The 25,754-nt window shown below is 68.0% G+C and carries 19 protein-coding genes and 2 pseudogenes; 15 read left to right on the forward strand and 6 right to left on the reverse strand.

The genetic code is table 11. The features are described from left to right. A pseudogene (locus PV341_RS12115) lies at positions 1 to 327 on the reverse strand (hypothetical protein); the annotation flags it as partial. Between the two features lie 124 nt (positions 328 to 451). Between PV341_RS12115 and PV341_RS12120 the strand changes: the two are divergent. Beyond that, positions 452 to 865 (forward strand): helix-turn-helix domain-containing protein, encoded by a 414-nt coding sequence (locus PV341_RS12120; protein ID WP_500357668.1) that lies wholly within the window; start codon positions 452 to 454, stop codon positions 863 to 865. A gap of 288 nt (positions 866 to 1,153) precedes the next feature. Here the strand turns inward: PV341_RS12120 and PV341_RS12125 are convergent, their stop codons facing one another. Beyond that, complete coding sequence (locus PV341_RS12125) at positions 1,154 to 2,155, reverse strand: methyltransferase domain-containing protein (protein WP_500357670.1); 1,002 nt, start codon at positions 2,153 to 2,155, stop codon at positions 1,154 to 1,156. Here PV341_RS12125 and PV341_RS12130 point away from each other — a divergent pair. Continuing rightward, positions 2,118 to 2,543, forward strand: a pseudogene (locus tag PV341_RS12130) (UTRA domain-containing protein); the annotation flags it as partial. The gene PV341_RS12125 and the pseudogene PV341_RS12130 overlap by 38 nt on opposite strands. A gap of 119 nt (positions 2,544 to 2,662) precedes the next feature. Here PV341_RS12130 and PV341_RS12135 read toward each other — a convergent pair. Together PV341_RS12135 and PV341_RS12140 are read right to left on the reverse strand one after the other, a co-directional pair. Beyond that, positions 2,663 to 3,052, reverse strand: coding sequence for a hypothetical protein (locus PV341_RS12135; RefSeq protein ID WP_500357716.1), 390 nt, complete (start codon positions 3,050 to 3,052; stop codon positions 2,663 to 2,665). Beyond that, the gene (locus PV341_RS12140) at positions 2,985 to 3,836 is read right to left on the reverse strand and encodes an SCO6745 family protein (protein WP_500329737.1); all 852 of its coding nucleotides are present in this window, start codon (positions 3,834 to 3,836) and stop codon (positions 2,985 to 2,987) included. Before PV341_RS12140 ends, PV341_RS12135 begins: the two co-directional genes overlap by 68 nt. 151 nt (positions 3,837 to 3,987) lie before the next feature. Here PV341_RS12140 and PV341_RS12145 point away from each other — a divergent pair, with 151 nt between their 5' ends. The 13 genes from PV341_RS12145 (at position 3,988) to PV341_RS12205 (ending at position 24,821) form a co-directional block, all read left to right on the forward strand. Continuing rightward, positions 3,988 to 4,260: a hypothetical protein gene (locus PV341_RS12145; RefSeq protein WP_500357672.1), complete on the forward strand. Its 273-nt coding sequence runs from the start codon at positions 3,988 to 3,990 to the stop codon at positions 4,258 to 4,260. A gap of 453 nt (positions 4,261 to 4,713) precedes the next feature. Beyond that, on the forward strand, positions 4,714 to 5,589 hold the full coding sequence (locus tag PV341_RS12150) for a DUF6083 domain-containing protein (RefSeq protein WP_500357674.1): 876 nt from the start codon (positions 4,714 to 4,716) through the stop codon (positions 5,587 to 5,589). Positions 5,590 to 5,725: 136 nt separating this feature from the next. Continuing rightward, a complete protein-coding gene (locus tag PV341_RS12155; RefSeq protein WP_500357676.1) occupies positions 5,726 to 6,193 on the forward strand; it encodes a DnaB-like helicase N-terminal domain-containing protein in 468 nt (155 codons plus the stop codon). A 53-nt stretch (positions 6,194 to 6,246) separates the two neighbouring features. Beyond that, on the forward strand, positions 6,247 to 7,707 hold the full coding sequence (locus tag PV341_RS12160; RefSeq protein WP_500357714.1) for a UvrD-helicase domain-containing protein: 1,461 nt from the start codon (positions 6,247 to 6,249) through the stop codon (positions 7,705 to 7,707). A 296-nt stretch (positions 7,708 to 8,003) separates the two neighbouring features. Next, positions 8,004 to 8,474, forward strand: coding sequence for a hypothetical protein (locus PV341_RS12165; protein WP_500357678.1), 471 nt, complete (start codon positions 8,004 to 8,006; stop codon positions 8,472 to 8,474). A gap of 50 nt (positions 8,475 to 8,524) precedes the next feature. Next, on the forward strand, positions 8,525 to 11,293 hold the full coding sequence (locus PV341_RS12170; RefSeq protein WP_500357680.1) for a tetratricopeptide repeat protein: 2,769 nt from the start codon (positions 8,525 to 8,527) through the stop codon (positions 11,291 to 11,293). Positions 11,294 to 12,382: 1,089 nt separating this feature from the next. Then, positions 12,383 to 12,700: a hypothetical protein gene (locus tag PV341_RS12175; RefSeq protein WP_500357682.1), complete on the forward strand. Its 318-nt coding sequence runs from the start codon at positions 12,383 to 12,385 to the stop codon at positions 12,698 to 12,700. A gap of 454 nt (positions 12,701 to 13,154) precedes the next feature. Beyond that, positions 13,155 to 15,920 carry a HelD family protein gene (locus tag PV341_RS12180; protein ID WP_500357684.1) on the forward strand — a complete coding sequence of 922 codons (2,766 nt, stop codon included), beginning with the start codon at positions 13,155 to 13,157 and terminating at the stop codon, positions 15,918 to 15,920. Between the two features lie 122 nt (positions 15,921 to 16,042). Beyond that, complete coding sequence (locus tag PV341_RS12185; RefSeq protein ID WP_500357686.1) at positions 16,043 to 17,686, forward strand: hypothetical protein; 1,644 nt, start codon at positions 16,043 to 16,045, stop codon at positions 17,684 to 17,686. Next, a complete protein-coding gene (locus tag PV341_RS12190; protein WP_500357688.1) occupies positions 17,683 to 18,279 on the forward strand; it encodes a hypothetical protein in 597 nt (198 codons plus the stop codon). The genes PV341_RS12185 and PV341_RS12190 overlap by 4 nt, the downstream gene beginning before the upstream one ends. Before the next feature lie 38 nt (positions 18,280 to 18,317). Continuing rightward, positions 18,318 to 20,303, forward strand: a complete 1,986-nt coding sequence (locus tag PV341_RS12195; protein ID WP_500357690.1) for an Hsp70 family protein — start codon at positions 18,318 to 18,320, stop codon at positions 20,301 to 20,303. Positions 20,304 to 20,668: 365 nt separating this feature from the next. Then, positions 20,669 to 22,552 carry a DNA/RNA helicase domain-containing protein gene (locus tag PV341_RS12200; protein ID WP_500357691.1) on the forward strand — a complete coding sequence of 628 codons (1,884 nt, stop codon included), beginning with the start codon at positions 20,669 to 20,671 and terminating at the stop codon, positions 22,550 to 22,552. Positions 22,553 to 22,712: 160 nt separating this feature from the next. Next, on the forward strand, positions 22,713 to 24,821 hold the full coding sequence (locus tag PV341_RS12205) for a DUF2075 domain-containing protein (protein WP_500357715.1): 2,109 nt from the start codon (positions 22,713 to 22,715) through the stop codon (positions 24,819 to 24,821). 117 nt (positions 24,822 to 24,938) lie between these two features. Here the strand turns inward: PV341_RS12205 and PV341_RS12210 are convergent, their stop codons facing one another. Together PV341_RS12210 and PV341_RS12215 are read right to left on the reverse strand one after the other, a co-directional pair. Beyond that, complete coding sequence (locus tag PV341_RS12210) at positions 24,939 to 25,070, reverse strand: DUF6408 family protein (RefSeq protein WP_500357693.1); 132 nt, start codon at positions 25,068 to 25,070, stop codon at positions 24,939 to 24,941. Positions 25,071 to 25,241: 171 nt separating this feature from the next. Then, positions 25,242 to 25,730 (reverse strand): ATP-binding protein, encoded by a 489-nt coding sequence (locus PV341_RS12215; RefSeq protein WP_500357695.1) that lies wholly within the window; start codon positions 25,728 to 25,730, stop codon positions 25,242 to 25,244. Between the last annotated feature and the right edge of the window lie 24 nt (positions 25,731 to 25,754).

The raw sequence follows: 25,754 nt of genomic DNA on the forward strand, positions 1-25,754 counted from the left end.
GGTGACGGCCTGACCGCCCCCTACCCCCCTCGCGCCGCCCATGCCGCCCAGGCCTTCCAGGCTGTCCAGGCGGCCGTGTTGGCGCGTCGTGCTCTGACCGCCGCTCTCACCGGCGGGCCCGCTCCGGAACCCTGGATCGAGAACATCACCGCCCCCGACCGTGACCACGCCGGCGAACAGCACGCCTACACCCGTCTCATCACGGCCATCGCGGACTACCGGCGGCGCCGCGACCACGCCGGCCCGGACGTCCTCGGCCCCCGCCCCACCGGCGATGACGGCCGGGAATGGGACCACCTCACCGACGCCCTCGACCGCTACACCCAATCCCGCATCCAAGCCCGCCTGGACGCCCTGCGGCAGCGCGGCACCGCCGCCCGCGCTGGCCTTCCCTCACCGCACCAGCCGCAAGGATTCGACAGCAACAGAAACCGACTACCGGGAGGCAACCGTGACCCAGACCGCGAAACCATCGCTGTCTCAGCGCCGCGCCACTGTGCGCCATCTCGCCGACCAAGGGATGAGCGCCCGCGCCATTGGCGCACACCTCGGCATCAGCAAGGACACCGTGCGCCGCGACCTCGCCGCCACCGCGCAGTCCGGCGCGCGCCAGGACGAGCCACGCCAGCCATGCCCATTGCTAGGCGCTGCGCCACCGGGCGGATGGCTCACCATCCCCGTCGATGACGACCTCCACGACCACCTGGCCGTACTGCTCGCTGGCGGACACACCGTCACCGACGCGATCCGGCGCAGCACCGAACTCCTGGCCGACGCCTACCGCACTGCCTGGCACTATGCCGACCTCCCGCGTGGTGTACGCCCCGATGTCATCTGCCGCCCCGTCATCCCTGCCACCACCTGACCGGCCACCAGGGGTGCCCCGTCCGAGCCGTAGAGCCCGACCGCGATGCGCGCCGATGGCGCTGTCACCGTGGAGGGGGCCTGCGCCGGGAGGCGGATGCCAAGGACACCCCCAACCCGTCCTTGTCCGGCTTCGGACGCGTCCCTTGCCAGGTCCTGGCGCGTGGCGGTGCGCCGGACGTGCTCCCGGGTCCGGCAGCCGATGCGCCATGAGTACGGTGCGCCCAGCCCCCCGCCCTACCAGGTGCGCCCTCACGTGCGCGGCGGAACCGGGCCGCCCTCTGTCAGGTCACCGGTTGCCGGGCCAGGAGATGTCGTGGTGTCCGTCGGGTGTGATGGTGATGCGGAACTGGTCCAGGGTGGGCGAGCCGTCGTGGCGCCAGCGTGCGAGGCGGTCTTCGACGGCGTCCCAGATGCGGTCGGGGCCGCCTTGGCGGACCCGCCATCCGTGCTGGTCGCGGCGGAGCAGGGCCCAGGTTCCGGTGGCGGTGTCGAGGAACAGCTGGCCTAGGTTGCCGAGATCGAGGCGTTGCGCGGCGGGTGCCGCGGTCTGGGCGACGAACCGGGCCGCCCAGTCGTCCAAGGCGTCGGGGCCGGTGATGGTGTCGCGTTCGGTGCCGGCGTCGAGATCGGGGAGCATCCCCAGGGGTGGGGGCTGGCGGGGGCGGGCGAGCATGAAGGAGACCTGCCCGCCCAGGGGTTGTCCGGTTGCGGTGCCGTCGTCGTGGACGGTCAGGCGCGCCAGTTCGCTGGAGTGCATCCAGCCGGACAGGGTGGCCAGGATCTGGCCGCCGGGGCGGGTCTGGGCGATCCACTGCTCGGGGATGGCCAGCACGCTGCAGGTGGCGATGATCCGGTCGTAGGGGGCGCCGTTCTTGTGTCCGGCCAGACCGTCGCCGGTGATCAGGTCGGGGACATGACCGAGGGTGGCGAGCGTGGTGGCGGCCGCGGCCGCCACCTGCGGGTCGATTTCGATGGAGGTGACCAGGTGGTCGCCGAGGCGGTGGCAGAGCAGCGCGGTGGAGTAGCCGGTGCCGGTGCCGATTTCCAGCACCCGCATGCAGTCTTCGATCTCGAGGTCTTCCAGCATGCGTACCACCAGGCCGGGGGCGGTGCTGGAACTGGTCGGCTGGCGCACGACACCGTTTCCAGTTGCGGCCGTTTCGGCACGACCTACGTATGCCTTTCGGCGCCATGCCAGCGGAGGGTGGCCATACGGCGGGGGTGCTGAGGAGAAACCTGCTGTGGCTGGTGCGGCCGCTCCAGAGGACGTCGCGCAGCGCCTCGCCATTCAGCCCGGGGATCACTGCGTGCGCACGACGGACGAGTTCATGGCTGACGGCCGGCCGGTGCAACTGTCGACGTCGTGGGAGCCGACGGCCATCACGGACGGCACGCCCATTGTGCAGCCGGAGATGGGTCCCCTTGCCGGCGCGGGAGTTGTGGAGCGGATGCGGACCATCGGCGTCGCCGTCGACACCGCCGTCGAGGTGCCGGGGCCGGGGCGGGCTACGCAGGAAGCGGCCAACCTGCTGGGGATTAGCGTCGGAGACCTGCTGATGCGGATCGGGCGCACGTACTACGACGGCGACGGTCGGCCTGTGGAGACGGCCGACCTTGTGGTGCCTGACGTCCGCTGGGAGATCGCGTACGAGATCGGCATAGACCGCGGCGAGTGAATCTCGGCTGAGGTCTGCACAACGGGTTGCCCGTCGTGCCTGGGCAGGGACGCTAAGTGGTCGGCGCCGGAAGTCCTTCGGGGGTTGACTCCAAAGCCGGTGTCGTGTCCGGGGTTTGGTCAGATGTCCGGGGTGGCGAGGTAGAGGCCGCAAGCGTAGTCCAGGGCACCTTCGGCGGTGTCGGCGAAGCTGCTGGTGGTCAGGAGGGTGTCCTCGTACTTGTCGGTGTTGGCGAGGTAGAGGGCGAAGCCCCAGGTGGTGGCGGATCGGCTGTGGCGCAGGCGCATCAGTTCGATGCTGTCGCCGTAGGCCAGTTTGCCGTCCACATAGGCGGACTGGCCTCGGTGGCGGACGTGCACGGCGACCGGCTGAGTCCAGGCCGTGCGGGCACGTGCCGTGAGCTTCTGGGCGAGGGAGGACTTGGGCGAACGGCGGTGTTGCTCAGGCGGAAGCGCGCAGCGCAGCCAGAAAGCCGGAGCGGTCGAGAAGGCCAGCGTCGGTGACGGCACGGCCGAAAGTGTCGGCGAGTTCGGCCAGACGCTCACAGCCCTCTTCGCCCAGGACGCCGTAGGCGGGCAGGGCCAGGGCATCGGTGCGGTTCTCGATGTGCTGACGCAGGGCACTGCCTTCGATGCTGAGGACATCCCCGTCGAGGAGACCACGCTCGTGTAGGCGTTCCTCGGTGGCGGCCCACTGCTCCTCCGGCCAGGCGCGGCTGAGCTTGAGCGCGGCGGCGGGAACCAGGCCGCTGGCACCGTGCAGCACCAGGGCCTCCAGGGGCCCGACACCCTCGGTGAGTAGCGCCGCTATATGGCCGTCGCCACGGAACTCCCGCAACAGCGTCTGGGCGTGCCACAACTGCAGGATCGGCTCGTCCGGCCAGGGCAGGGCGGCATGAGCGGCGAACAGCGGGCGTCCCTGCGGGTGTTCGCACGCCGCCTCGGCTGCCCGCCGCGCAAGGCCGATGATTTCGTCCAGTCCCGGAAGCTCATGGATCTTGGCCCGGCGCAAGGCCTCGCCCGCGCCGGCGAGCCGGGCGGCCAACATCTGCTCGGGGGTGACCGCGTCCCAGGCGGCCGGTAGCGCCCCCCGTACGACATCCGGGCAGAAGTTGTAGAAGGTCGCGATGACCAGCTCCGCCGAGGCGCGGCCGAGAGCCGCACCACGGGAGGCGAAATATCCTGCCCTGCCCTGGAGTCCCAGTTCTGTGTACCGGTTCCTGGCCTCGGGAACGAAGTAGACCATGCCATGGAGAGGCTCAAGTCGCCGCCACGCGAATCGTGCTGCCTTCATGTGCCAGTCCTTCCAGGGATACAGAGACATGGGCGGGACACTCGGGGTACCAACCGGTCGGTATGGCGCAACCTAGGTCTCCGGCTGACCGGTGTCAACGGATACGACGGCGAAAACGCGCGCAGCATCGGAACAAGGATCTGAGGAACATATGGACGGCGAACTCGCCGTCGGCGGCGGCATCAAACTGACGCGCCTGCGCTACGGCCGATCCGCCACCACCTGGGACCTCGCCCTTTACCTCGCCAGCACCGACAAGTACGAGGACACCCTCCTGCCCACCGGCACCTTCGCCGGCACCCCCGAGGACGCCCTGGACTGTGCCTGCGGCCTCCAGCTCGCCACCCCGGACATCTGGCTGGACACCAGGCACCCGACCAATCTCGGAGTCAACCCCCGAAGGACTTCCGGAGCCGACCACTAAGCCTCCTGCGGGCCAGGTGAGTTGCAGGTACGGCCGCCTTCTCCGCACGCTCGTCCTGGCGGACGCGCCGTTGCGGCGCTGGTTACGGTCGTTCTGTTGGCAAGTGCCGCCTCAATCGATGCCTCCAGGGCGTCAGGTTCGGCGATGAGCCCCGTGCGGCGGAGATCGTCCTGGAGCAGGCATAGGGCGATGCGGCGTTTCGGCGGACCCTGTCGCAGACGACCGCATGAGCGACGGGTGTTGAGTGCGCCGGCTGGACGGGCGGTCAGTCGCGTCTTGCGGTCGAAGGGGGCGGGGTGCACGGCACCCTTGTGTGCATCGACCGTTTCGAGGGGCCCGATGGAATGCATGAGCTATTCAGCGAACCCTTGTTCGACTTGAAGGGGTCGGGAGGGTGACTTCCTCGGCTTGGTCGTCCATGTTGTGGCGGGTCTGCCATCACCGTCTGCCGTCATGCGCTCTACGAACAACTCCTTCGCTGACGATGGTTTCGCCTGGGACGGCAGCCGCAAGAATTACCGGCCGCGCCGGGCGCTGCGCATCGCCGACGACAGTCCGAGCCGGCTGCTGTGTACTGCGCAGGGCGGCCGGTGTGATTTCTGCGGGAACCCTATTGAGTGGTACCAGCGCCCGGGCAGTACTGCTGTTCCGCTGCATCCGGTAGAGCTGCCCGCCGGGTCGGTGCCGCCGGGGGAGCGCTGGCATGTCTCTTCCGGTGTCGCTCATGCCTCCCATGACGGGAGCGCGTGGTGCCGCATCCGGCACCACGCGCTGTGTCCGGCCGGTCCGGCGGGCAACCGCAGCCCGCTTCTGGAGGAGATGTGCCGAGCCCTCGCGCTGAACTCCCGCCGCCTGCAAGATGCCGGCCTCTTCACGCCTCGGCCCGAGCAGCCGGCCCAGGCCGCGCCGGATCTGCCTGTCCGGCCGGTCGTGCGCATCATCGGCGCGCGCTATCTCGCCCCTGGTCCTGTCGAGGACGTCCAGTGTGTAGCCCGGACCCGCGCCAGGCGTCGTTGCTCCCTGCCGGTCCTGGACCCCGAGGCCGTGCCCGGTACGTGGCGGCTTGAGCTCGTCGATCCGCTGCTTCGCCCTGGCGACGGGCACCTGCCGGCCGACCCGGAAGTGATGGCCCTGTACGACCTCACGGGCTTGCCGTACGCCGAACAGCTGCGCTGGCGCGCCCAGCGCTGTACCGCTCACGTCACTGTTCGCGGTGCTGCGGACAGCGCTCTGATTGCCTGGGAGCCCTTTGACCCGGTCCGGCACCGCCTGTACATCCGCGACCGGCTTCCCGGCCCGTCGCCTGCCTCGGGCCGTGGTCTGGGGTGAGCCTGCTGCCCTCGAGTGACCGTTCCGCTCGGCTGCCCGCCCGCGTGGGCCCGGCGGCCGCTGGGACCACGCCCCGCCCGCAGCTCTCGCTGCGGCAGTTTCGCTGCCCCTGTCCTGGCCGTTTCGGAGGCCCCTGGTGTCCAAGACCTTGATCGGTACTCCGGACCCTGACCAGCCCCCGCCCGGGCCAGCCCTGCGTGACGAACATGCCGAACGCGTGATCCTGGCCACGTTGCTCCGTCACCCGCAGCTCGCCCCGTACTTGATGGCGGTCCTGCACCCGGCGCACTTCAGCAGCCTGGCCTGCCGGGAGGTCTTCCTCGCTGCGGCCGCCATCCATCACCACAAGGAGCCCTGCACTGCGGCGGCCGTCACGGCCGAACTCGCCCGGCGGCAGCGAACGAGCACGGCCGCCCTCCTCGAGCAGGCCAAGGACCTGGTTACCGATCTTGTCTGTTCTGCGGTGCCGGCGGAGCCGGTAGTAGCGCACTACGCGGGGATCGTCCGGGACCTGGCCGCGCTGCGCCGCCATACGACTGCTCATCCCGAGGGTTTGCCGCCGGTGCCGATGCGCGGCTTCCTCATTGACGACGACACCACCTGACCACCCCTGCGCGCCCCAACCGCGCTCTCACAGATCGACGATGCTCAACGATGCTGCAGCCCACCGACGAACAAGTCCTGGCCGCCGATGCTTTCGCCACCGGGGATCACCTGGTGATCCAGGCCGGAGCCGGCACCGGAAAGACAACGACCCTCACCCAGCTCGCCGTCGGCACCTCCCGCCGCGGCCTGTATGTCGCGTTCAACCGGGCCATCGCCCAGGACGCCGCCGGCCGCTTCCCCGGCACGGTGCTGTGCAAGACCGCCCACTCCCTGGCCTACGCCGCCATCGGCCACCGCTACCAAGCCCGCCTGAACGGACCCCGCCTTCCCGGCCGCCACACCGCCGACGCGCTTGGCATCACCAAGCCCATGCGCATCGGCGACCGAACCGTGTATCCGGCCACGCTGACCTCCACGGCCCAGCGCACCGTGACCCGCTTCTGCCACTCCGCCGACCCCGTCATCGACCGCCACCACGTGCCCCCGCTACGCGGCCTGGACACCGAGGACCTGCACGCCGAACTCGCCCGCCGCATCCTGCCCTACGCCCGCGCCACCTGGGCCGACCTGCAACACCCCGACACCGGCGCCGTCCGCTTCGAACACGACCACTACCTCAAAATCTGGGCCCTGTCCGACCCGAAACTGCGCACCGACTTCGTGCTCCTGGACGAGGCCCAGGACACCAACCCCGTCCTGGAACAGGTCCTGCTCAGCCAGCGCGGGCACGCCCAGCTGGTCATGGTCGGGGACTCTGCGCAGGCCATCTACGGCTGGCGCGGTGCCAAGGACGTCATGACCGGCTTCGACGGCACCGCCCTGTCGCTGACCCGGTCCTTCCGGTTCGGGCCCCTGCTGGCGTTGGAGGCCAACCGGTGGCTGGCGATCGCCGACGCCCCGATCCGCCTGGAAGGCAGCCAGGGGATCCCCACCGAGGTCGGAAAGGTGACCCAGCCGGACGCGGTGCTGTGCCGCAGCAACATCGGCGCCATGGCCCAAGTCCTGCGCTTCCTTGCCCTCGGCCGCAGGGTCGCGCTGGCCGGGGGAGGAGCGGCCCTGCAGGCGCTGGCGCTGGCGTCACGCGACCTGAAAGACGGACGCCGCACCTCCCACCCCGAGCTGGTGCTGTTCACCTCCTGGGGCCAGCTGCAGGACTACGCCGAACACGATCCCGCGGGCAGTGACCTGCAGCCCCTGGTCGACCTCGTCGACCACCACGGCACCGACGCCATCCTGACCGCGGTCAACCGCCTGGTCTGCGAGCAGGACGCGCAAGTGACGGTGTCCACCGCGCACAAAGCCAAAGGCCGCGAATGGCCCCAGGTAGAGATCGCCGACGACTTCCACCCGCCCAAAGACAGCGACGAGACCGACGAGCACGGCAACCCCCTGCCCGGGCCGATCGACGAAGCCGACGCCCGCCTCGCCTACGTCGCCGTCACCCGCGCCCGCCGACGCCTCGACCTTGGTGGCTTGACCTGGATCAACGACCACCCTGACGGAAACCCCTAACCGGCAGGCCGCAAGGGCATTTGTTGAGGAAGGATGGTTACGGCCCGGGGCGTGGAGCAGTAGTCGCGCCTGTGATCCCCGCCGTCACGGCAGCGCACGGTCTGTCGGAAGCGACCCATGCGGAGGTACGGCAAGGGGAGTGGGCCAACCTGTCTGCGCGACAGATATGCAGGGCCAGCCCGGTGCGGTGCCGGGAACTGCTCGGCTTTGCCGTACCCGGCGATCAGCTCATGGCGTGGTGACGGTATGTCGTGCGACTGTTGGGTGACAGGCGGCAGGGAGGAGGGGGGCGGCAGATGTTGGCGGAAGCCCTGATGGCGCTGGCGTCGCTGGCCGGCAGCACGGTGGTGGCTGCTGCCACCACCGACGCGTGGGTGGCGGCCAGGCGCAACGTCGCCCGGCTGCTGGGCCGTGGCGACCCGAGGCAGGAACAGTTGACGGAGCGTCGGCTGGAGGAGACACGCCGGCAGCTGACAAGAGCGCAGGACGCGGATCTGGAGCAGACCCGTGCCTTCCAGGCGGAGCGATGGGCCGGGCGGCTGGCGGACCTGCTGGAAGAAGACCCGGGCGTGGAGGCTGACCTGCGGGCCCTGGTCGAGGAGATCCGGGCGGCGTTGCCGACCGGGGCGGTGTCCGCAGGGGATCACGCCGTCGCAGCGGGGCGGGATGTGAAGATCTCAGCATCTGATGGCGCGGTCGCAGCGGGGGTGATCCACGGGAACGTGGCGCCGCCGGGCCCTCCCGGGCCGGGCGCGGTCCAGGCCTGACCGCGCCCGGGGCCTCTGCTGGCAGCCCGGACGTTGCCACGGGCGCCTCGGTGCTGGCCCAGTACGGCGGCGTGGCTGTCGGTCACGCTGCATCGGTGATCGTCGGTGGACGGGCGTCGGTATCGTGGCCGTGGCGGGTCGGCGCAGTGCCCGGCCAGGCCGAATCATTCCAGCACCGTGGTGTCGCCGATGTGCTGGATGATGCGGTGGCAGACGACATGACGACGCCGCTGTGCCTCGTGCTGGCCGGGACCGGCGGGGTGGGCAAGACACAGTTGGCCGCCGCGCATGCGCGTGCTGCGTGGCAGGCGGGCACGGTCGATCTGCTGGCGTGGGTCACCGCTGGCAGCCGCGACGCCGTGGTGGCGGCGTATGCTCAGGCCGGCGCCGAGGTGGCGGGAGCTGATCCGGACGACCCGCAACAGGCTGCGGGACGGTTCATCACGTGGCTGGAGACCACCGACCGGCGGTGGCTGGTCGTCTTGGACGATGTGGCCGACCCCGCCGACCTGCGTGGGTTGTGGCCACCGGTCGGCAGTCGCGGCCACGGCCGGGTGCTGGTCACCACCCGACGCCGCGATGCGGCGCTGACAGGAGAGGGTCGGCGACTGATCCACGTCGGCCTGTTCACCCCTGGTGAGGCCGGCGCCTACCTGACCGCCAAGCTCGCCGCCCATCAGCGGACAGACCATCCTGGCCAGATCGCGAACCTGGCCGCGGACCTGGGGTTCCTGCCACTGGCCCTGGCCCAGGCCGCGGCCTACCTGACCGACCGGGACCTGGACTGCGCGACCTACCGGGACCGACTGGCCGATCGCCGCCGGACCCTGCCCGACCTGGCCCCGGATGAAAGCGGCCTGCCCGACGACCACCGCACCGTGCTGGCCGCCACCTGGTCGCTGTCCACCGAGCAGGCCGACCGGCTGCGCCCGGCCGGGCTGGCACGCCCGATGCTGGAGCTGGCCAGCATGCTGGACCCCAACGGAATCCCCCAGACGGTACTCACCAGCCCGCCCACTTGCGCCTACCTGACCCGGTACCGCACCGCCAGCGGGGTCACCAGCGGCATCGGCGGCACAAGCCCCGAAACGGGGCGGCAGGTTGATACGGGGGACGCAGCCGACGCGCTGCGCTGCCTGAGCCGGCTCAGCCTGGCCGAACTCGACCCCGTCGCTGCGCACCGGGCGGTGCGCGTGCACAGCCTCATCCAGCGTGCCGCCCGCGAAAGCCTGTCCAAAGCCCGCCGCGGCCCGCTGGCACGTGCCGCCGCCGACGCTCTGTTGGCCGCCTGGCCCGAGATCGAACGCGACATCGACCTGGCCCAGGCACTGCGCTCCAGCGCGGCCACGCTGGCCCGCCGCACCTCAGACGAGCTGTGGCAGCCCACGGTACACGAGATCATCTTCCGGGCCGGGGACAGCCTCGGCGAGGCCGGCCTGGCCGCAGACGCCGTCGCCTATTTCCGGCACGCGGTGGACCAGGCCGCACGAATGCTCGGCCCTGACCATCCCAGCACGCTCCGGGCCCGGTACGCGCTCGGAAGATCGCGGGGGGAGTCCGGGGATTTCGCCGGCGCCGCCGACAGCCAGCGCGAGCTGCTTGCCGACCGGCTACGCGTGCTCGGCCCCGACCATCCCGACACCTTGGGCACCCGCGCTAGCCTCGCGTTCTGGCGGGGACATGGCGGAGATCCCGCCGGCGCGGCGGCCGACACGCACGCAGTGATCGCCGACATGGTCAGGGTGCTCGGCCCGGGCCACACCAGCACCTTGAGCGCACGGCACAACCTCGCCGACTGGCAGGGGAAGTCCGGTGACCCGGCCGGTGCGGCCGAAGCCTATGCCGAGCTGCTCACTGACTCGCTGCGAGTGCTCGGCCCAGACCACTTCGACACCTTGGACACCCGCCGCAACCTCGCGTATTGGCGCGGGCGGGCCGGCGCCGCCGCCGAGGCCGCTGCCGCCCTCGAACTGGTTGCCGCGGACTATTCTCGCGTGCTCGGACCGCATCACCCCGATACCATGCACGCCCGGGACGACCTCGCGGACTGGCGCGGGCGGGCCGGCGACCCGGTTGGTGCCGTGGCCGCCTACGCCGAACTGCTGGGCGACCGGCTGCGCGTACTCGGCCCCGACCACCCCCACACGCTGACCAACCGCCACAACCTGGCGGAATGGCGGGGGCTCGCCGGTGACGCGGCCGCGGCTGCGGCGGACTTCCAAGAGCTTCTCGCCGATCAGACGCGGATCCTCGGCGCCGAACACCCCCATACTCTGAGCACCCGACACGACCTGGCGGGCTGGCAGGGGGAGGCGCACGGCGCAACTGCGGCCCTGGAAGTACTGGAAGCGCTCGCCGTCGACCGGCTGCACATCCTCGGGCCCGCGCACCCGGACACCCTGGCCACCCGACACAATCTCGCCTACTGGCGGGGGAGAGCGGGAGACGCGCCCGCAGCCGTGGCTGGGCTGCGGCAACTCCTCGACGACCAGGTACCCATACTCGGCCCGGACCACCCCAGCACCCTGGCCGTCCGACATAACCTCGCCTACTGGCAGGCCCAGGCAGGAGACACCACAGGCGCCACGGCGGCATTCCGTGAGCTACTGGATCACCAGCTTCGCATCCTCGGCCCAAACCACCCCGACACCCTGGAAACCCGCCAGGACCTCGCCGAGCAGCGGGCAAAATCCGGTGACGTCACCGGAGCGATCGCCGACTTCCGGCAACTGCTCGCAGACCAGCAACGGGTCCTGCGACCTGGCCATCCCCACATCCTGGCCGCTCGCGCGCACCTAGCGGAGCTGTCTAGCCAGTGATGTTTTCTCAGCAGTGATCATTTCTAGGTTCTGTTGAGGACGAGGGCGGCGCGGGCGCTGTCGTCGATTCAGCTCGGGACAGTGACGTGCTGCAGGGCGCCAGCGCTGTTTGAGTTCGGCGGCAGCGTGTTCGCCGAGGGCTCGCATGTCTGTGATCAGACCGTTCGTGGTTCGTGTGGCCATCGCGGAGCTGGGCGTGACCGTCCTGGCGGGTTGAGGACTCCTTGTGGCGGGCGGGCGGGGCACCCATGCGCTTTGTGAACGCCCACGGGCCGCGGACCGTGTCGGCGCGCGGTCCCTGAACGGTGCAGGGTGACCGCGATTAGGCGCTGTTAGAGGCAGCCGCATCGGCTACCTCGGACATCCAGCGCGCGCCGGGGAACCGAAGGCGGACCTGCTGTGCTGGACCCCGTTGGCGCCCCGGCCTCACCCCGACGAACCAAATGGTAGAGAACTCCCGGAGCACCTGCTCCGCAAGCACGGCGTCCGCGGACACCTGAGGAAAATCGACGGGGAGGCATCCTCGGAAGCAGTCGCTGCCTTTCGGCACGACTACGACCTCGCCCGCCTCGTCGGCAGCAACGCACTGCCGTCCGGTATGACGTACGTCCGCCATCACCAACGTGGCACCTGAGCATAGAGGCCCCAGGGAGGCGTTCGATGACTCCGGGCCGCGTCAGCCTCAGCGGCGGCGGATCGTGGATCAACCGCCTGCGCTCCCGGACCATTGGGCGTGAAGTCCTAAACTCTGGTCGGCTGGCTGTCGCCATTGCCGGACTGAACACCACCACCGCCGAACTCAGACGTGCCGAACGCGACTACGGCCAAGCCAGGGCCGCTGTTGAGCCGACGTGAGGCCGTCGCTATACCGGACGCACTGGCCGGTAGCAGTACCAGCTGATGGGTAAGGACGTTTCTGCACCTTGGGTCAAGGCCCAGCGTCCGAATGAAGGCACCTGGGAACGGTGTCCGCGGATGTAGTCAGACTGTCACTCCCGTTCGTAACAGTTCAGCGGCCAGGCGCCTCGGCTCCGCGACAATCTTGGTAAACCACCTTGATGGCCGCATATGGACCATTACCTTGAACGGGTGACGAAACCCCACCTCCCCCGTCTCATACCTACCGGCACATGCTGGTGCGGCTGCGGCACTGAGACCGGCATCGGCTCCTTCTTCGCTCGCGGACACGACAAGACCGCCGAAGCCGCACTGATCGCCGTCAAATTCGGCAGCTCAGTGCCTCAACTCCTCCAGGCTCACGGCTTCGGGCCGCAGCATTCCGTCACAGACGCGGCCGTGCGCAGCGGCGACTGGCACCGCTGTTGTCACGCGGGATGCAAGTACGTCGGCGCGCCGGCCAGCGTGCGCAACCACGAGAAGAAGCCCCACGAAACCGACGAGCGGTGAGGATTGCAGTGCCGACGCAACAGCAATCCCTGGCTCACTCGATCCGGGCCCTGGGAGGAACGTGGCACACCCGGCGTGCGGTCGCAGCGCTTCGCGATGCCGGTCATGACTGGGTCGATCAGCGAGCCGCGGAGAAGCGCGCTCGGCAGATTCTTCGAGAACTGGCTGCCGATGGGCTGATCGTCCGGGTCGAGCCGAAAAGGGCTACCTACACCGTGACCCGCAAGTAAGTACGCGCCATATCGGGCGAAGTGCAGAGTCCGGCGCGCTTCGCGGGCGGCCGCTTCCGCTGCTTCATTCGCGGAACGTTTCGACTGGTGAGGGGTACCGGTCGACGTCGGGAACGCCTGATGTACAACAACAACGACGGCAACGTTAATGCGGAGGGCAAGTCCGCATCACGCCGTCATCGCCTGCCCATCGCATCTGTGCCAGAAGGAGCCCGACGAAGAACATGGCAAAGCGCGCACGTCGTACGGCTGTGCTCGCGGTCGAGCAAGCCGCAGTCGACCATGCGTACCGCTGCCTGGATCGTGCGCAGCAGGAGGCTGCCGTGCTCAAGGACGTCTCGGCGGCTGCCAGCGGGAAGGACGCGATCGACGTGAACCGGGCGTGGGAGCGAGAGCTCGTATCGCTCGACCCGGGCAACAAGGCGTTGGTCTTCATGCGCGCCGACGTGGAGGAGGGCTATGGCCGGGAGACGTTCTACATCGGGCGTAGAGCAGTCTTCGATTCCAGCCGGAACCCGGCCGTCATCTCCTGGACCGCGCCTGCCGCGGTCAAGTGGCGACTGACCACCGAGAGTGCCCCCGGCGACGTCAGGCTCCTCCGGCAGATCATCTGCGACCGGAACGTAGTCAAGCGCTACTTCGACCTGTACGGCGACGACGCACTGTCGGCTGATCACGGGGTGCCTAGGGACACGGGGACCGGCGCACCGGTACCGGGCCCCGCCGGCGAATCCTCCGGAGTCGGGATCGACGGCGTGGAACCACCTGCGACTCCCCACGAGACGGAGTGGCGCGACCCGCTGCTGGACGAGTTGGACCGCGCCCGTGACGGTGTCATGCACGACATCGTGGAAACCATCCAGCGCGAACAGCTTCGGTTGGTCACTGAAGAGCCGTCGGGCGTGCTTGTCATCCAAGGGGGACCGGGCACCGGCAAGACCGCGGTCGGTATGCACCGCGTGACCTGGTTGCTCGACAACGAGCACCGGGCTGTCGACGAAGTCCTCGTCATCGGCCCGAACCGGGGATTCCTCGACTACGTCGGTGTGGCACTCTCCGAACTCGGAACCCGTGGCGTGACCATGCTCGAGCTGCCCGCCCTGTGGTCGGCGACAGCCGCCCCGCGTGATCCGAGGGAGATTGCCGCTCTTAAGTCGGACGCACGCATGAGCAGCGTCCTGCGCCGAGCGGTCGACAGTCACGCCGGCACCTCCACGGAGCGCCTAGGCGCCCTTGTCGGGGGCCCTGTGTTCACGTTCGAACTCCGCAGGCGCGAGGTCGTCGTCCCCGTAGATGAGATCGCCGACCTGGCCCTCGAGGCGCTGGATGGCGACGGCCCTTACCACGTCCGCAGGGAACGGTGCATCCAGCGAGTCGTCCAGCACCTCACCCATGCGTACATCGGGCTCCTGCCAGGTCCTGCCGACACCGACTATTTCGCTGAGATACGACGGCTGCGCCCCGTCACCCGGCTGCTCCGCCGAATATGCCCGGAGTTGTCTGCACGTGACGTACTGGGAGGACTATTCGGGAGCCGCTCGGTCATGGCGGTCGCGGCTGAGGGGCTCCTCACGCAGGAGGAACAGCAGCTTCTTCTCGCGCACCACGAAACCGTCCCCCGGCCACGGGCCGCCCGCGAACCGAGCCGCGAGGACCTGATCTGCCTCGACGAACTGGACTACGTGCTCTCCGGACGTCCGGCCCACGTCTACGGTCACCTCGTCATCGACGAAGCCCAGGACGTTACGCCGATGGAGGCCCGCTCCCTGGCACGTCACTGTCCCGGCGGCTCCATGACCATCCTCGGCGATCTCGCCCAAGCCACAGGTCCCCATCTGTATGCGGATTGGGAGGAACTGGGGTCCGTGCTGGCGGGCCAGCACGGCTGGCGGATCGCGGAGCTGCGGACTGGATTCCGTGTACCAGGGGAGGTGATGGAGTACGTCAGGCGCTTGGGAAGGCATTGCGCTCCCGTGGTCACTATCCCCGACTCAGTGCGACGTCTTGGGACCGAAGTGGTGGTCAGGCCAGGAGCCGAGCCTGCACGGAGGGCGGCCGACGTCGCCCGGGACGTCGCCGCCACTGCGGAAGCGGAGAACCTCGGCCGCACGATCGCCGTGATCGTCCCGGAAGGCGGTGACTGGAAGGATGGGGTTCTCGAGCAGCTAAACGACGTTCCGGCGGCGGTTCTCACAGCTGGTGAGGCCAAAGGGCTTGAGTTCGATCACGTCATCGTGGTCGAACCGGCTGCCATGGCGGGTGACGATGCCGTAGGGCTGCGTCACTTGTACATCGCCCTCACACGATGCACCCAGTCGCTTACGGTCGTGCACGAGCGTCTCCTGCCCCATTGGATCGATCAGCTGTCGACCCATCTGCCTGCCTTGGAAGAGCCGCTGGAATACGTCGCACGGCGCGACATACCAACTGATGTGTCCGTTCGTTCCGTGGCCGGGCACACCGACCAACCCCCGACCCGCCAGGAGAGGGAACCCATGACCGCTACCGGTTCGGAAGAGGTTTCCCCAATCGAGGCAGAGTCCTCTGCGGTCAGGCGCCTCGACGCACTGGTCGCCGATCGCGTCCGGGCATCCCGACGGGACAGGGCACACGAGGCCTTGCGTCATCGTTTGCTCGCCGACCTGTACGAGACCTTCGTTGACGCGGGCGACAGTGACCATGTAGATGCCTGGTGTCTCAGCGCCGACGGTATGACACTGTTCGAGGTTCTTGGCGGTGATGGGCACACCTACGACCAGATCCGGCAGGCCGCTCTGACCTTGTTGGAGGCCGCGTCCGTCCATCCCACGGGCCAGGCCGAGTACCTGGTCGCCGTCCTCAGGGAACCGCCGGCGGAGCCGTGGATCACCGAGGCTGTGAGCCGGGCCTTCAGCGTAATACTGGCGTGGTGGGAGGGCGGTGCGTGGAGGGGACCCGGCGCACGGCACATCACCGGCGTGCTGCCGGGGGATGACGAGGCCGACAGCTAGCGGGCCGCCGGTCACGGGGCAAGACGCTGGGTGGGGAAGCAGAGCAGCGGGAGCTGCGAGCAGGTACATGAGGTCAGATGACAAGCAAGACAACACCGGGGAGCGGAGCTCTCGACCCGTCCATGTCCCGTGCCGAGATGGCCGATGCCTGGCGTGAACGGCGTCGTGCGCGTCGCCTCCAGACATCGGACCTGGAACAGGGACCCGGAATCGACGGATTCGAGCTGCGGAAGTGGCGCAAGGCCGGAGTGTTCGGCGCGGACGCGGTGCAGCGTGTGAAGGAGCTCCTGAAAGAGCTCCTGGACCCGGAACCGGAACAACGTGGCATCCCGGAGTTCGCACGCCAGACGATGGTTCGGTGTCTGGAGGGTGATCCCGGTCCGGACCTGCCGTCCGCGGTCCGAGCCGCACTCGAGAGCTACGGTACCGAAGAGGCCGCGGCGACCTTCTTCGCGGTTCACGAGGGGGGACTGCCATGGCTCTCGCCGGTTGGACAGCGACGGCTCGCGTTCCTCATGGCGACAAGCGACGGTGAATTGGACCACGACGCCTCTCCCACCCAGGGCGAGGACGCATCCGGTGCCTTCGCGCTGTACCAAGCCCTCCGCAGCGGCGAACTCGCCTCTCTGCCCCCCGTGGTCTGCGCCCGGATCCTGCCCTGGATTCCCATGGGCGTGATCGACGATCTGATCGCTGCGGGGGCGGTGACACGCCGAATTGGCCCATGGCGCGCCCGTGAAGAACAAAAGGAACAGCAGTACTTGCTGGCTCGACTTGCCCCAGAGTACGTAGAGCGGGGCGCCGCTCGCGACCTCGGCTGGTCCGAGCCCGTCGATCGAGAGCTGTTCCTTGCCGGACAGGACATCGAGGCAGAGGAAGGAACGCTTTACGACCTCCTGCAGCGTGCCGCAGACGGAGAGACCGACGGACTGCGGGAACTCGACGACCTCCTGCCGCGCGATCTCGCCCTGCGACTCCGCACGGTCCAAGGCGGTGCGCTGACGGGAAACTGGGACGTGGACATCCTGTCGGACCGAGGGCTTTGGCGTTTGTTGACAGCGCTGTGGGAGCCGAAGGCAGCCGTCAACCCGGCGCGCAGCCCGTTCCACGCCCTCACGGCGCTCCGACACGCTTACGACCTCATGTGCGCGCGCGACTACAAGAAAGCGGCTGCCCAGGTCGACAAGCTCGTGGCCTTCGAAGAAGGCGAGCCTCACCACCAGATCGAGGCGTGGAACATGCGCGCCTACCTGCTGCTCCTCTCCGAGGAGCTGGACAACGCCCTCGTGGCGCTGTCCAAGATCGCGGGACAACACCCCCAAGCCGAGGCGAACCTGGACCTGGTCCGGCGCCGTCGGGCCATCGCACGCAACGACCGGCCGCACCCGTCCAACCCGTACCTTGAACTCGGGCTGCCGCAGCGATCCCAGATTTGGAAACAGCGGTATCGCGACCTTCGGTGGGAATACTCCGACGACCGTGAGGAGGCCGCCCGTCTCAACCGGGCCATGCGCCGCATCCAGAACGCGGAACTCGCCGAAGACTGGTCCGACTTCTTCACGCTCCCGCTCGACCACACTGTGTTCGAGCTGCCTAGTGAGCCGCCGGCCACTTTGGTGCCGCCGATCGCGCCCATGCCGCGGTGCACAGCAGCCAGAGCCGCCGCGGACGTGGAAACCGTACGCCGGCGAGCGCTGGCCGATCTGCTCCCCACCTTCCTCAACGCGCCTAGGCGCCCGGATCATCAGCACAGGACGACAACATGAGCAAGCCTCCTAGGAAAAGCGCACCGCAGCAGGTCGCGCCTTTGGCCAAGAAGAAGCCCACCGGGAATCTCCGCCGGAAAGACAAGAAGGGCTGGGAGGAGCGCATGCAGTTGCGCACATATCGACCCGACGAACTCCTTGCTCCCGCCGAGGTTCTGTTGCGATTCAAGGAGACGGCTGAGCGGTTGATCGCCGAACTGCCTGAGGACGAGAGGCCTGGGGGTTCAGCGCTCACCACAGCGTTGCGGCAGGCGGTCCTGGAGGCGTTCCGCACGCGGGAGGAACACGTCGCCCGCTTGGTGGAAGCGGACCTCGTAGCGCTGGATCCCGACCAGTCGGCGACCACTTTGCGACGGTCGATCCGCGGCTCACTTCTCGACATGGGAGTCCGCGTCGTCGACCAGGCCGACGAGACTGAGCTCTTCGTTGTTGTCGAAGGAGACGGTGACGCCTTCGAGGTCCTCCGGCCCGCCTACGTGGACCAGGCCACCGGCAAGCTGATCCTGTCCGGCCAGCTGCGCCGTGTACCGGCGCCGGGAGGGCACACCGACGTCCTCCAGCAGAACGCATCGCAGGGAGAGCACCAGTCATGACCGCCACGGGCATCGACTTCGGGACTACGAACTCCGTCGTGGCCCAGTGGCAGGGTGACGATGTCGAGGTGCTGCCACTCGACACTCACAACCTCGACGCTGACTGGCGCAGGCCCGGCTTCGACCTGCTTTTTCCCTCGGTTGTGGGCATGAGCTCTCTGCGCCGGGGCCCCCTCTTTGGCTGGGAGGCGAAACTGCGCTCCGAGGAGGCGGCCGAAGCCTGTAAGCGTCTCCTGAAGAGCGATGAGTACGTCACGATTCAGGGCCGCCGCTTCGCGGCGACCACGGCCGCTGCCGGCGTCTTCAACGCGATGAAGGAAGGCGCCCAGCGCAATCTCACGGACATCGACCGAGCCGTGATTACCGTGCCCGCCAACGCCACGGGCGCGGCGCGGTACCGAACGCGCGCCGCAGCTCGGTTCGCCGGCATCGAAGTCCAGGCACTCCTCAACGAGCCGACTGCTGCGGCCATCTCCTACGTCCACGACATCAAGGAGGATTCCCAGATCCTTGTGTTCGACTGGGGCGGTGGCACCATCGACGTCACAGTCCTCGACTACGTCGACGGATTCTTTGAGGAGCGCGCATCGCGTGGCGTCACCGAACTCGGCGGGCTCGAGATCGACCGGCGGCTCCGCGAGCTCGTCCTCGACCGTGCCCCGGCACGCCGCGATTGGACTCCGGCCCAGCAGCGGCAGTTCCGTCTCGACATCGAGCGCGGCAAGATCCTGCTCTCGTCTCAGTCGTCCGTGACGATCGCGACACCCGACGGCAAGACGGTCGAAATCTTCCAGGAGGAGCTGGAGGATGCGATAACCGACCTCGTCGACCGGGCCCTTGCCCCCGTCGAGCAGTGCCTGCGGGATCTACACATGGCCCCGCTCGACGTAGACGACATCCTCATGATTGGCGGGACCAGCCAGATCCCCAGCGTCAGAGCAGCCGTCGCGGAGGCTCTACAGACCGATCCCGTGCCACCGGAGCTGTGCGACCCGATGACCGCCGTCGCGCGCGGCGCGGCCATCGCTTCCGCGGTCCTGGCCAAGCAGACCGTCGGCGTGATCCAGGTTGCGAACAGCCACGCGCTCGGGACGGTCGTCAAGGACGCGCAGGGCCAAAGGAAGTTCAGCGAGATCATCCCGCGCAATTCGCCACTCCCATGGAGCGAGCGCAAGAGCTACACACCGAAGCGCGACTACGAGCGCAAGCTCACCGTGGAGATCTGGGAGGGCGATCCCGACAAGGATCTCTCGCACTCCGACAACGTCCAGCTCACCGAACTCACCCTGGAGTATCCGACACCCCGCGTCCGCGAGGAGTCCCGCTTCGATCTTGAGTACACCTACGACTCCGACGGCCTGCTCCACGTCAAGGCCACTCTGGAGCACACGGGCAACGTCGTTGTCGACGAGGAGGTCAAAAGCTTCGGATCAGGCGGCCCCACGCCCGAGGTCCGCAGAGAACTCGACGACCTGCTCAACGCCAACCCCACCCCGGCGGCCCTGGCCGGGCCGCGGCGTGTTCCCGCACGTGCCGAGGGACAGTCGAACCCGGACCCGGAGGTGCCGCGCACCATTGTGATCGACGGCTCCAACCTGGCCTGGATCGGCCGCTCGCCCAGCCGTCCCGGCACGTACGAAGAGGATGACCGGCCCAGCTTCAGCCAGCTCGAAGCAGCCCGTGAGGCCCTCAGGAGGAAATACCCGGACGCCGAGATCCACACGGTTGTCGATGCCAGTTTCCGCCACAGGGTCGCTGTGGACGAACGCGATGGTGTCACCGCGGCACTGAGCAAGGGTGACATTATTCAGCCGCCGGCAGGCACCGAGGGTAAGGGGGACGCCCTCGTCGCGGCCATCGCCGAAGAGTACGGCGGGGTGGTCGTGACCAACGACAACTTCGCGGAGCTGCAGGGCCGCTATCCGTGGCTGCGCGAGAAGGGCCGCGTTCTGGGGGCCACGCACACGAAGGGCATGTGGATCTTCACGCCGCGCACCTGCGTGGCACCGCAGGGCCGGAGGTAAACCCCTGCCTTCGTGACTGGCTTTTACGCGTCCCGTCCCCCGACCGGCATGGTCGGGGGACGGGACAGCGGGCTGGGCACTTGGCGGCGTCTGTGCCGCACGCCTACGCGGCTGCGTGGGAGCTGCCAACCACGCCGGAGGCCGCCCCATGATCTGCACGCTTCGTTAGTTCCCCATGCATGCGAAGCGGGCCGGAAGTGTCTTCGCGCCAGCCTTGTGCGACGAACCTTCACCATCATCTGCCGCACAGGTACCCTTGATCACATCGTCATCGCGGCCCGACGGGCTTCCGCTCCACCTCGGTGGAGTCTCGAAGGACATGCCCCCACCCGCACGAGTCACTTCGTGCTGTCTGGGGGAATTCCTTGCTGCTCCGCGAGTCGGCCAGGACAGTCGCCGTCATGGCCCACGACGGGTCGCTCTACCACCGCCTGACTGAGCAGTTCGTCCACATGCACGGCTATCGCCCGGGGCCATCCGAGGCCCGCTCCTGGGAGCGCAGCATCCCGGCGCTGGTCGGGGCGCTCAACGATGCAGGGCTTGGCGGCGTGGAGGTCATGCTGGAGTACGCGCTGCCGCTGAACAGCAAGCGGGCCGACGCCGTGCTCGCCGGGGTGCACCCGACCACCGGAGAGCCGTCCTACGTCATCGTCGAACTGAAGCAGTGGAGCCAGGCCGCCCCATACGATGACGATCCGGCCCTCTGCGAGGTGGACGTCTACGCGCATCCCGTGCTCAGCCCCATCGAGCAAGTTCGCCGCTACTGCGACTACCTAGTCAACTTCAACGGCGCGGTCGCCGAGCACCCCAAGCGAGTCAGCGGCGTGGCCTACCTCCACAACGCGACCGAGTTCGGTGTCAGCGGCCTGCGCGAGATTGAGCTCGACGACCGCGGTCAACTGTTCACTGCCGAGACCAGAGGCAGGTTCCTCGAGTACCTGCGTTCGAAGCTGAGCGACAAGCACCCGGGGGCCCGTGCCGCCGATCAACTCCAGGCGGGCAAGACGGTTCCGTCCAAGCAACTGATGGCTGTGGCTGCACAGGAGGTACGGGAGCGAGAGCAGTTCGTCCTCCTCGACGAGCAACAGGTCGCCTACCGCATGGTGCTCAACGCGGTGCGCAAGGCGAAGCGGTCCAACCACAAGGAGGTCGTGGTCGTCACCGGCGGCCCGGGGACCGGCAAGAGCGTCATCGCGCTCTCCTTGCTCGGTGAGTTGTACCGGGAGGGCGTGCCGGCCCTGCACGCCACCGGTTCGCAGTCCTTCACAAAGACCATGCGCAAGGTCGCGGGCGCTCGGAAGCGGGAGGTTCAGGACCTCTTCAAGTACTTCAACAGCTTCATGACGGCCGAGCAGAACACCCTCGACGTCGTGATCTGCGACGAGGCCCACCGCATCCGCGAGACCTCCGCGAACCGCTACACCTCGGCCGCACACCGGACTGGCAAGCCGCAGATCGACGAGCTCATCGACGTTGCCCGAGTGCCCGTCTTCCTCCTCGACGAACACCAAGTGGTCCGTCCCGGTGAGATGGGCACCGTGGCCGAGATCAAGGCGGCTGCCGAACGACAGGGGTTGACCTGCAGCGTCGTGCCGCTGGACAGCCAGTTCCGTTGCGGTGGCAGCGACGCCTTTCTGCGGTGGGTCGTACGGCTGCTCGGTCTGGAGCCCGGCGGTTCGGTGACATGGGATCCCGACGACCGTATGCAGCTCCTGGTCGCTGAGAGCCCGCAGGAGATGGAGGCGTTCCTCGAGGAGCGCCGCGCTCAGGGCTACGGCGCCCGGATGTCAGCCGGCTACTGCTGGCCGTGGTCACCGGAGCCCAAGCCAGGCGACCCCCTCCCGCCGGACGTGGTGATCGGCGACTGGACTCGCCCCTGGAACCTGCGCGGAGAACGCGCGATCTCTGGCGCGCCGCCGTCTGCCTTGTGGGCGACCGACCCGGCCGGCTTCGGCCAGATCGGCTGCGTCTACACCGCGCAGGGCTTCGAGTACGACTGGTCCGGCGTCATCATCGGTCCCGACCTGGTCTGGCGCGCTGATCGCTGGGTCACCGACCGTACGAAGTCCAAGGACCCGGTTTTCAAGAAGTCCACGCCCGACGCCGACGTGGACCGCCTGATCCGCAACACCTACAAGGTCCTGCTGACGCGCGGCATGGTTGGCACGGTGGTGTACTCGACGGATCCGGAGACGAGGGAGAAACTGAGGGAGTTGGTGGGGGCCGAGCGAATCCTCGCCTCCGTCTGAGGCAAAACCTCTGCCAAAGGATCGTCGGGCGCGGCCAACCGCATGCACGATCGACTCTCTAAGATCGCTCCTACCGGTTGCGGCCCGCCGGGCTTCCGAGAAACGGACATGCCCCCACCCGCACGAGTTACTCGTGCTCTGGGGGATCCATCTCGTGTCCATGCTTCTGCTGAAGCTCTCTGCGAACAACCTGCTCACCCTCGCAAAGCGGCGGCAGATGGTGCCCCACCTCGCGGCGCGGTGGGAGCACTTTCGGGGGGCCGAGGCACCGCTCACCGAACGGGAGGCTTGGGCAGAGAGCCTCATCGGGCTGGCCTGCGATCTCGTGGCCGCACAACGCGGAGACGTCGAAATGGTCGTGGAGTGCGCAGCGACTGTTGACGAGCCTGGGGGCGGTGCTCAGTCTCGGTTGGTCGACGTCGTTCTGATCGGCCGGCACCCGACCGAGAGGACCATGTCGGTGCAGCTCGTCGAGCTGAAGCGATGGTCGTCTGTGACGCGGCTTGAAACTGCGACGGCTCAGATGGTCTACGTGCCTGGGATGGGGGAAAAGAAGCACCCGGCTGTTCAGCTGTCCGAGAACTATTCTCTTTTCACGAGCGAGGCCGGGCCGCTTGTCGACGTTGCGTTTGAGTGCGGCGGATTCGCGTACCTCCACAACGCGACGGATGAATCGGTGCGGCCCTTGCTTGACTTCACTGCGCCAACAGGACCATTTGCTCGTGTGTACACCAAGGACAGCCGCCCCGCCCTGCTGAGTGACCTTAGGGAGAACTTTGCCGAGGATGGCAGCGATGTCGAGGCCGAAAAATTCATGCGTTGTATGAACCTACGGAACACGCCCCTGCTCGACGCGATGATCAAGTCACGTGGCGAAGACACCGTTTTCACGCTGCGGGGCAGGCAGCGGCAGGTGGTGAAGCACGTTCTCGACAGTGCTGGACGAATTCTTGGCGATCCGGATCAGCGGGAACTCCTTCCGGACTCGAGGCGTGCCGTGGTCCTCGTCACCGGTGGTGCCGGTACCGGGAAGAGTGCCATCGGTTTGCAATTGAAGTCGGAGCTAGAATCTGCCGGGCGGTCGGTAAAATACGCAAGCGGATCTCGGGCGTTCAACGGCGCGATGAAGGAGCATGTTGGCTACGGCGATCAGGAATTCAAGAAAAGTTTCACGTACTTCAGCAGTTTCGTGACCCCGCCGGATCCTCCGCTGGACGTGCTGATCTGTGATGAAGCGCACCGGCTGCGCGATCGATCGACCAATCGTCACCGGCCACGGGAGGAGCAGGGCACCCAACCTCAGGTGGACGAACTGCTGGATGCCTCCCGCCTTACGGTGTTCTTCCTTGATGAGAGCCAGTCGGTGAGGCCGAACGAGGTGGGCACTCCCCAATTGATCGAGGCGGCTGCTGAGCGACGAGGCGTGCCCATGGCCCGTTTCGGGCTTCAGGAGCAGTTCAGGTGCGGGGGCAGCGACGCCTATGTGCGCTGGACCCGGGAACTTCTTGGGCTGGCCAGCGGTGAACCGGGCGAATGGATTCCGGACGGGCTCATGCACATCGAGGTGGCCGACAGCCCGGAAGAGATGGAGAGAATCATTCACGCCGAGGCCGGTGCCGGCGCCTCGGCGCGCATCGTCGCAGGATTCTGCTGGCCCTGGACCAAGCCCTTCGGCAAGGAACGACGGCTGGAGCTCGATGTGCGCATCGGGGACTGGCACCGCCCCTGGAACGCCTCGAGCGATAAATTCTGTGAGAACGGGGCGCCACCTTCGGATATTTGGTCTGTCCACCCTGGCGGCCTCAGGCAGATCGGATGTGTCTACACAGCGCAGGGTCTCGAGTGGGACTGGTGTGGTGTGATCATGGGAGACGATATGGTGCGCCGCGACGGGCGGTGGGTGTTCCAGCGCGGCAAGCTGCGAAAGGAAAGGGAGGCAGGAGTGCAGCGGGTCGCCAAGCCGGGATCTCTCGACCCGAAAGTTCGAGTTCGCAGGCTCAACGATGATGATTTTGCGCGTTGCGTTCGGAATGCTTACCACGTTCTGATGACGCGTGCGAGTCGCGCAACGGTGCTCTACTCGACGGACGAGGAGACACGGACCTATCTCAAGGAGCTGGTGGGCGAGGTCCAGATCCACGGACTCCGCCCCACCTGGGGGAACCTCCCTCCCGAGGCACGCGTACGCCATCAAAGCCGGCCGAAGCGTGGCCGTAACCGCCGCCACAAGGCACTTCGGACGGCGGGGCAGGGTGTGTTGTTCGACTGAGGGCGGGTCCTTGGCAATCAGACGGTCTTCGTGACACGCCTGGAATCGGCAACCTGGTGTAACTCGGAGCAATTCATTGTTCGTGTGACGGGCTCTCCGGGCCCGCCACACGACTGCTCAGAAGAGCATGTGCGCTGCCGCCGCGAGACCCGCCACCAGCATGTTGGAGACGACGTTGACGGCGACGTCGACCAGAATCTTGCGGATCGCGGTGCGACGTGCAGGTTTGTACTCGTCAGCGTTGTTCACGGACCACTCCTCGGATGTGGGACAGGAATGGCAGGGGTCGCCCTACCGGGCATCCGCCCTCACACGAGGTGAGGTCCTATGGAGGCTCTGTCATCCGGTACCCACGGCCGTCGGACTAGGCCGAGAACTCTGCTCTCGTACCCTCCGGGAAGGTGCGCAGCGCCAAGAACCTTACCGCACAACGGATTTGGACTGTTGGATCGCAGTCTCGACGCCATCCTCAGGCAGCTGGAGTTCGGCCCACACCGTCTTGCCTACGTGGGCACGGGGATCGGTGCCCCATCTGGACGCGAGGGCGGCGACCAGCGGCAGCCCGCGACCGGAATCCGAGTCGGCCGGGGCTCGGCTGGCCTGTGGCCGCTGCTCGCCCCGCGCGTCGGACACGGCGATGCGCAGCACGCGGCCGTCCAGCGCCAGCTGCACCTCGACGTCACGCCCCGGCACGTGTCCGTGGGTCACGGCGTTTGCGGCGAGTTCGGCCACGATCTGCGCCGTGGCGATGGCGAGCTCGCTGTCCCGGGAGTACCCCCACGCCGTGAGGGCTTCGGCGGCGAGGAGGCGGGCGAGCCGCGCTCCGCGGCGCGTGGAGCTGAGGCGCCGCGTGAACACGGCCACGGGGGCTGAACGTTGCGAGTCCTTGACGTCCGCTGGGGTTGTCATGCGTCCACCGTGGCGGCGTCGCCG

The sequence above is a fragment of the Streptomyces sp. PA03-1a genome (assembly GCF_033792805.1).
Classification (GTDB): domain Bacteria; phylum Actinomycetota; class Actinomycetes; order Streptomycetales; family Streptomycetaceae; genus Actinacidiphila.

Excerpts from the sequence above, each read along its gene's own strand:
- PV341_RS12145 (WP_500357672.1), top strand. The coding sequence starts at position 3,988 with ATGGACGGCGAACTCGCCGTCGGCGGCGGCATCAAACTGACGCGCCTG.
- PV341_RS12180 (WP_500357684.1), top strand. The coding sequence starts at position 13,155 with ATGGCAAAGCGCGCACGTCGTACGGCTGTGCTCGCGGTCGAGCAAGCC.
- PV341_RS12205 (WP_500357715.1), top strand. The coding sequence starts at position 22,713 with ATGCTTCTGCTGAAGCTCTCTGCGAACAACCTGCTCACCCTCGCAAAG.
- PV341_RS12125 (WP_500357670.1), bottom strand. The coding sequence starts at position 2,155 with ATGGCGAGGCGCTGCGCGACGTCCTCTGGAGCGGCCGCACCAGCCACA.
- PV341_RS12215 (WP_500357695.1), bottom strand. The coding sequence starts at position 25,730 with ATGACAACCCCAGCGGACGTCAAGGACTCGCAACGTTCAGCCCCCGTG.
- PV341_RS12150 (WP_500357674.1), top strand. The coding sequence starts at position 4,714 with ATGCGCTCTACGAACAACTCCTTCGCTGACGATGGTTTCGCCTGGGAC.
- PV341_RS12165 (WP_500357678.1), top strand. The coding sequence starts at position 8,004 with ATGTTGGCGGAAGCCCTGATGGCGCTGGCGTCGCTGGCCGGCAGCACG.
- PV341_RS12140 (WP_500329737.1), bottom strand. The coding sequence starts at position 3,836 with ATGAAGGCAGCACGATTCGCGTGGCGGCGACTTGAGCCTCTCCATGGC.
- PV341_RS12185 (WP_500357686.1), top strand. The coding sequence starts at position 16,043 with ATGTCCCGTGCCGAGATGGCCGATGCCTGGCGTGAACGGCGTCGTGCG.
- PV341_RS12190 (WP_500357688.1), top strand. The coding sequence starts at position 17,683 with ATGAGCAAGCCTCCTAGGAAAAGCGCACCGCAGCAGGTCGCGCCTTTG.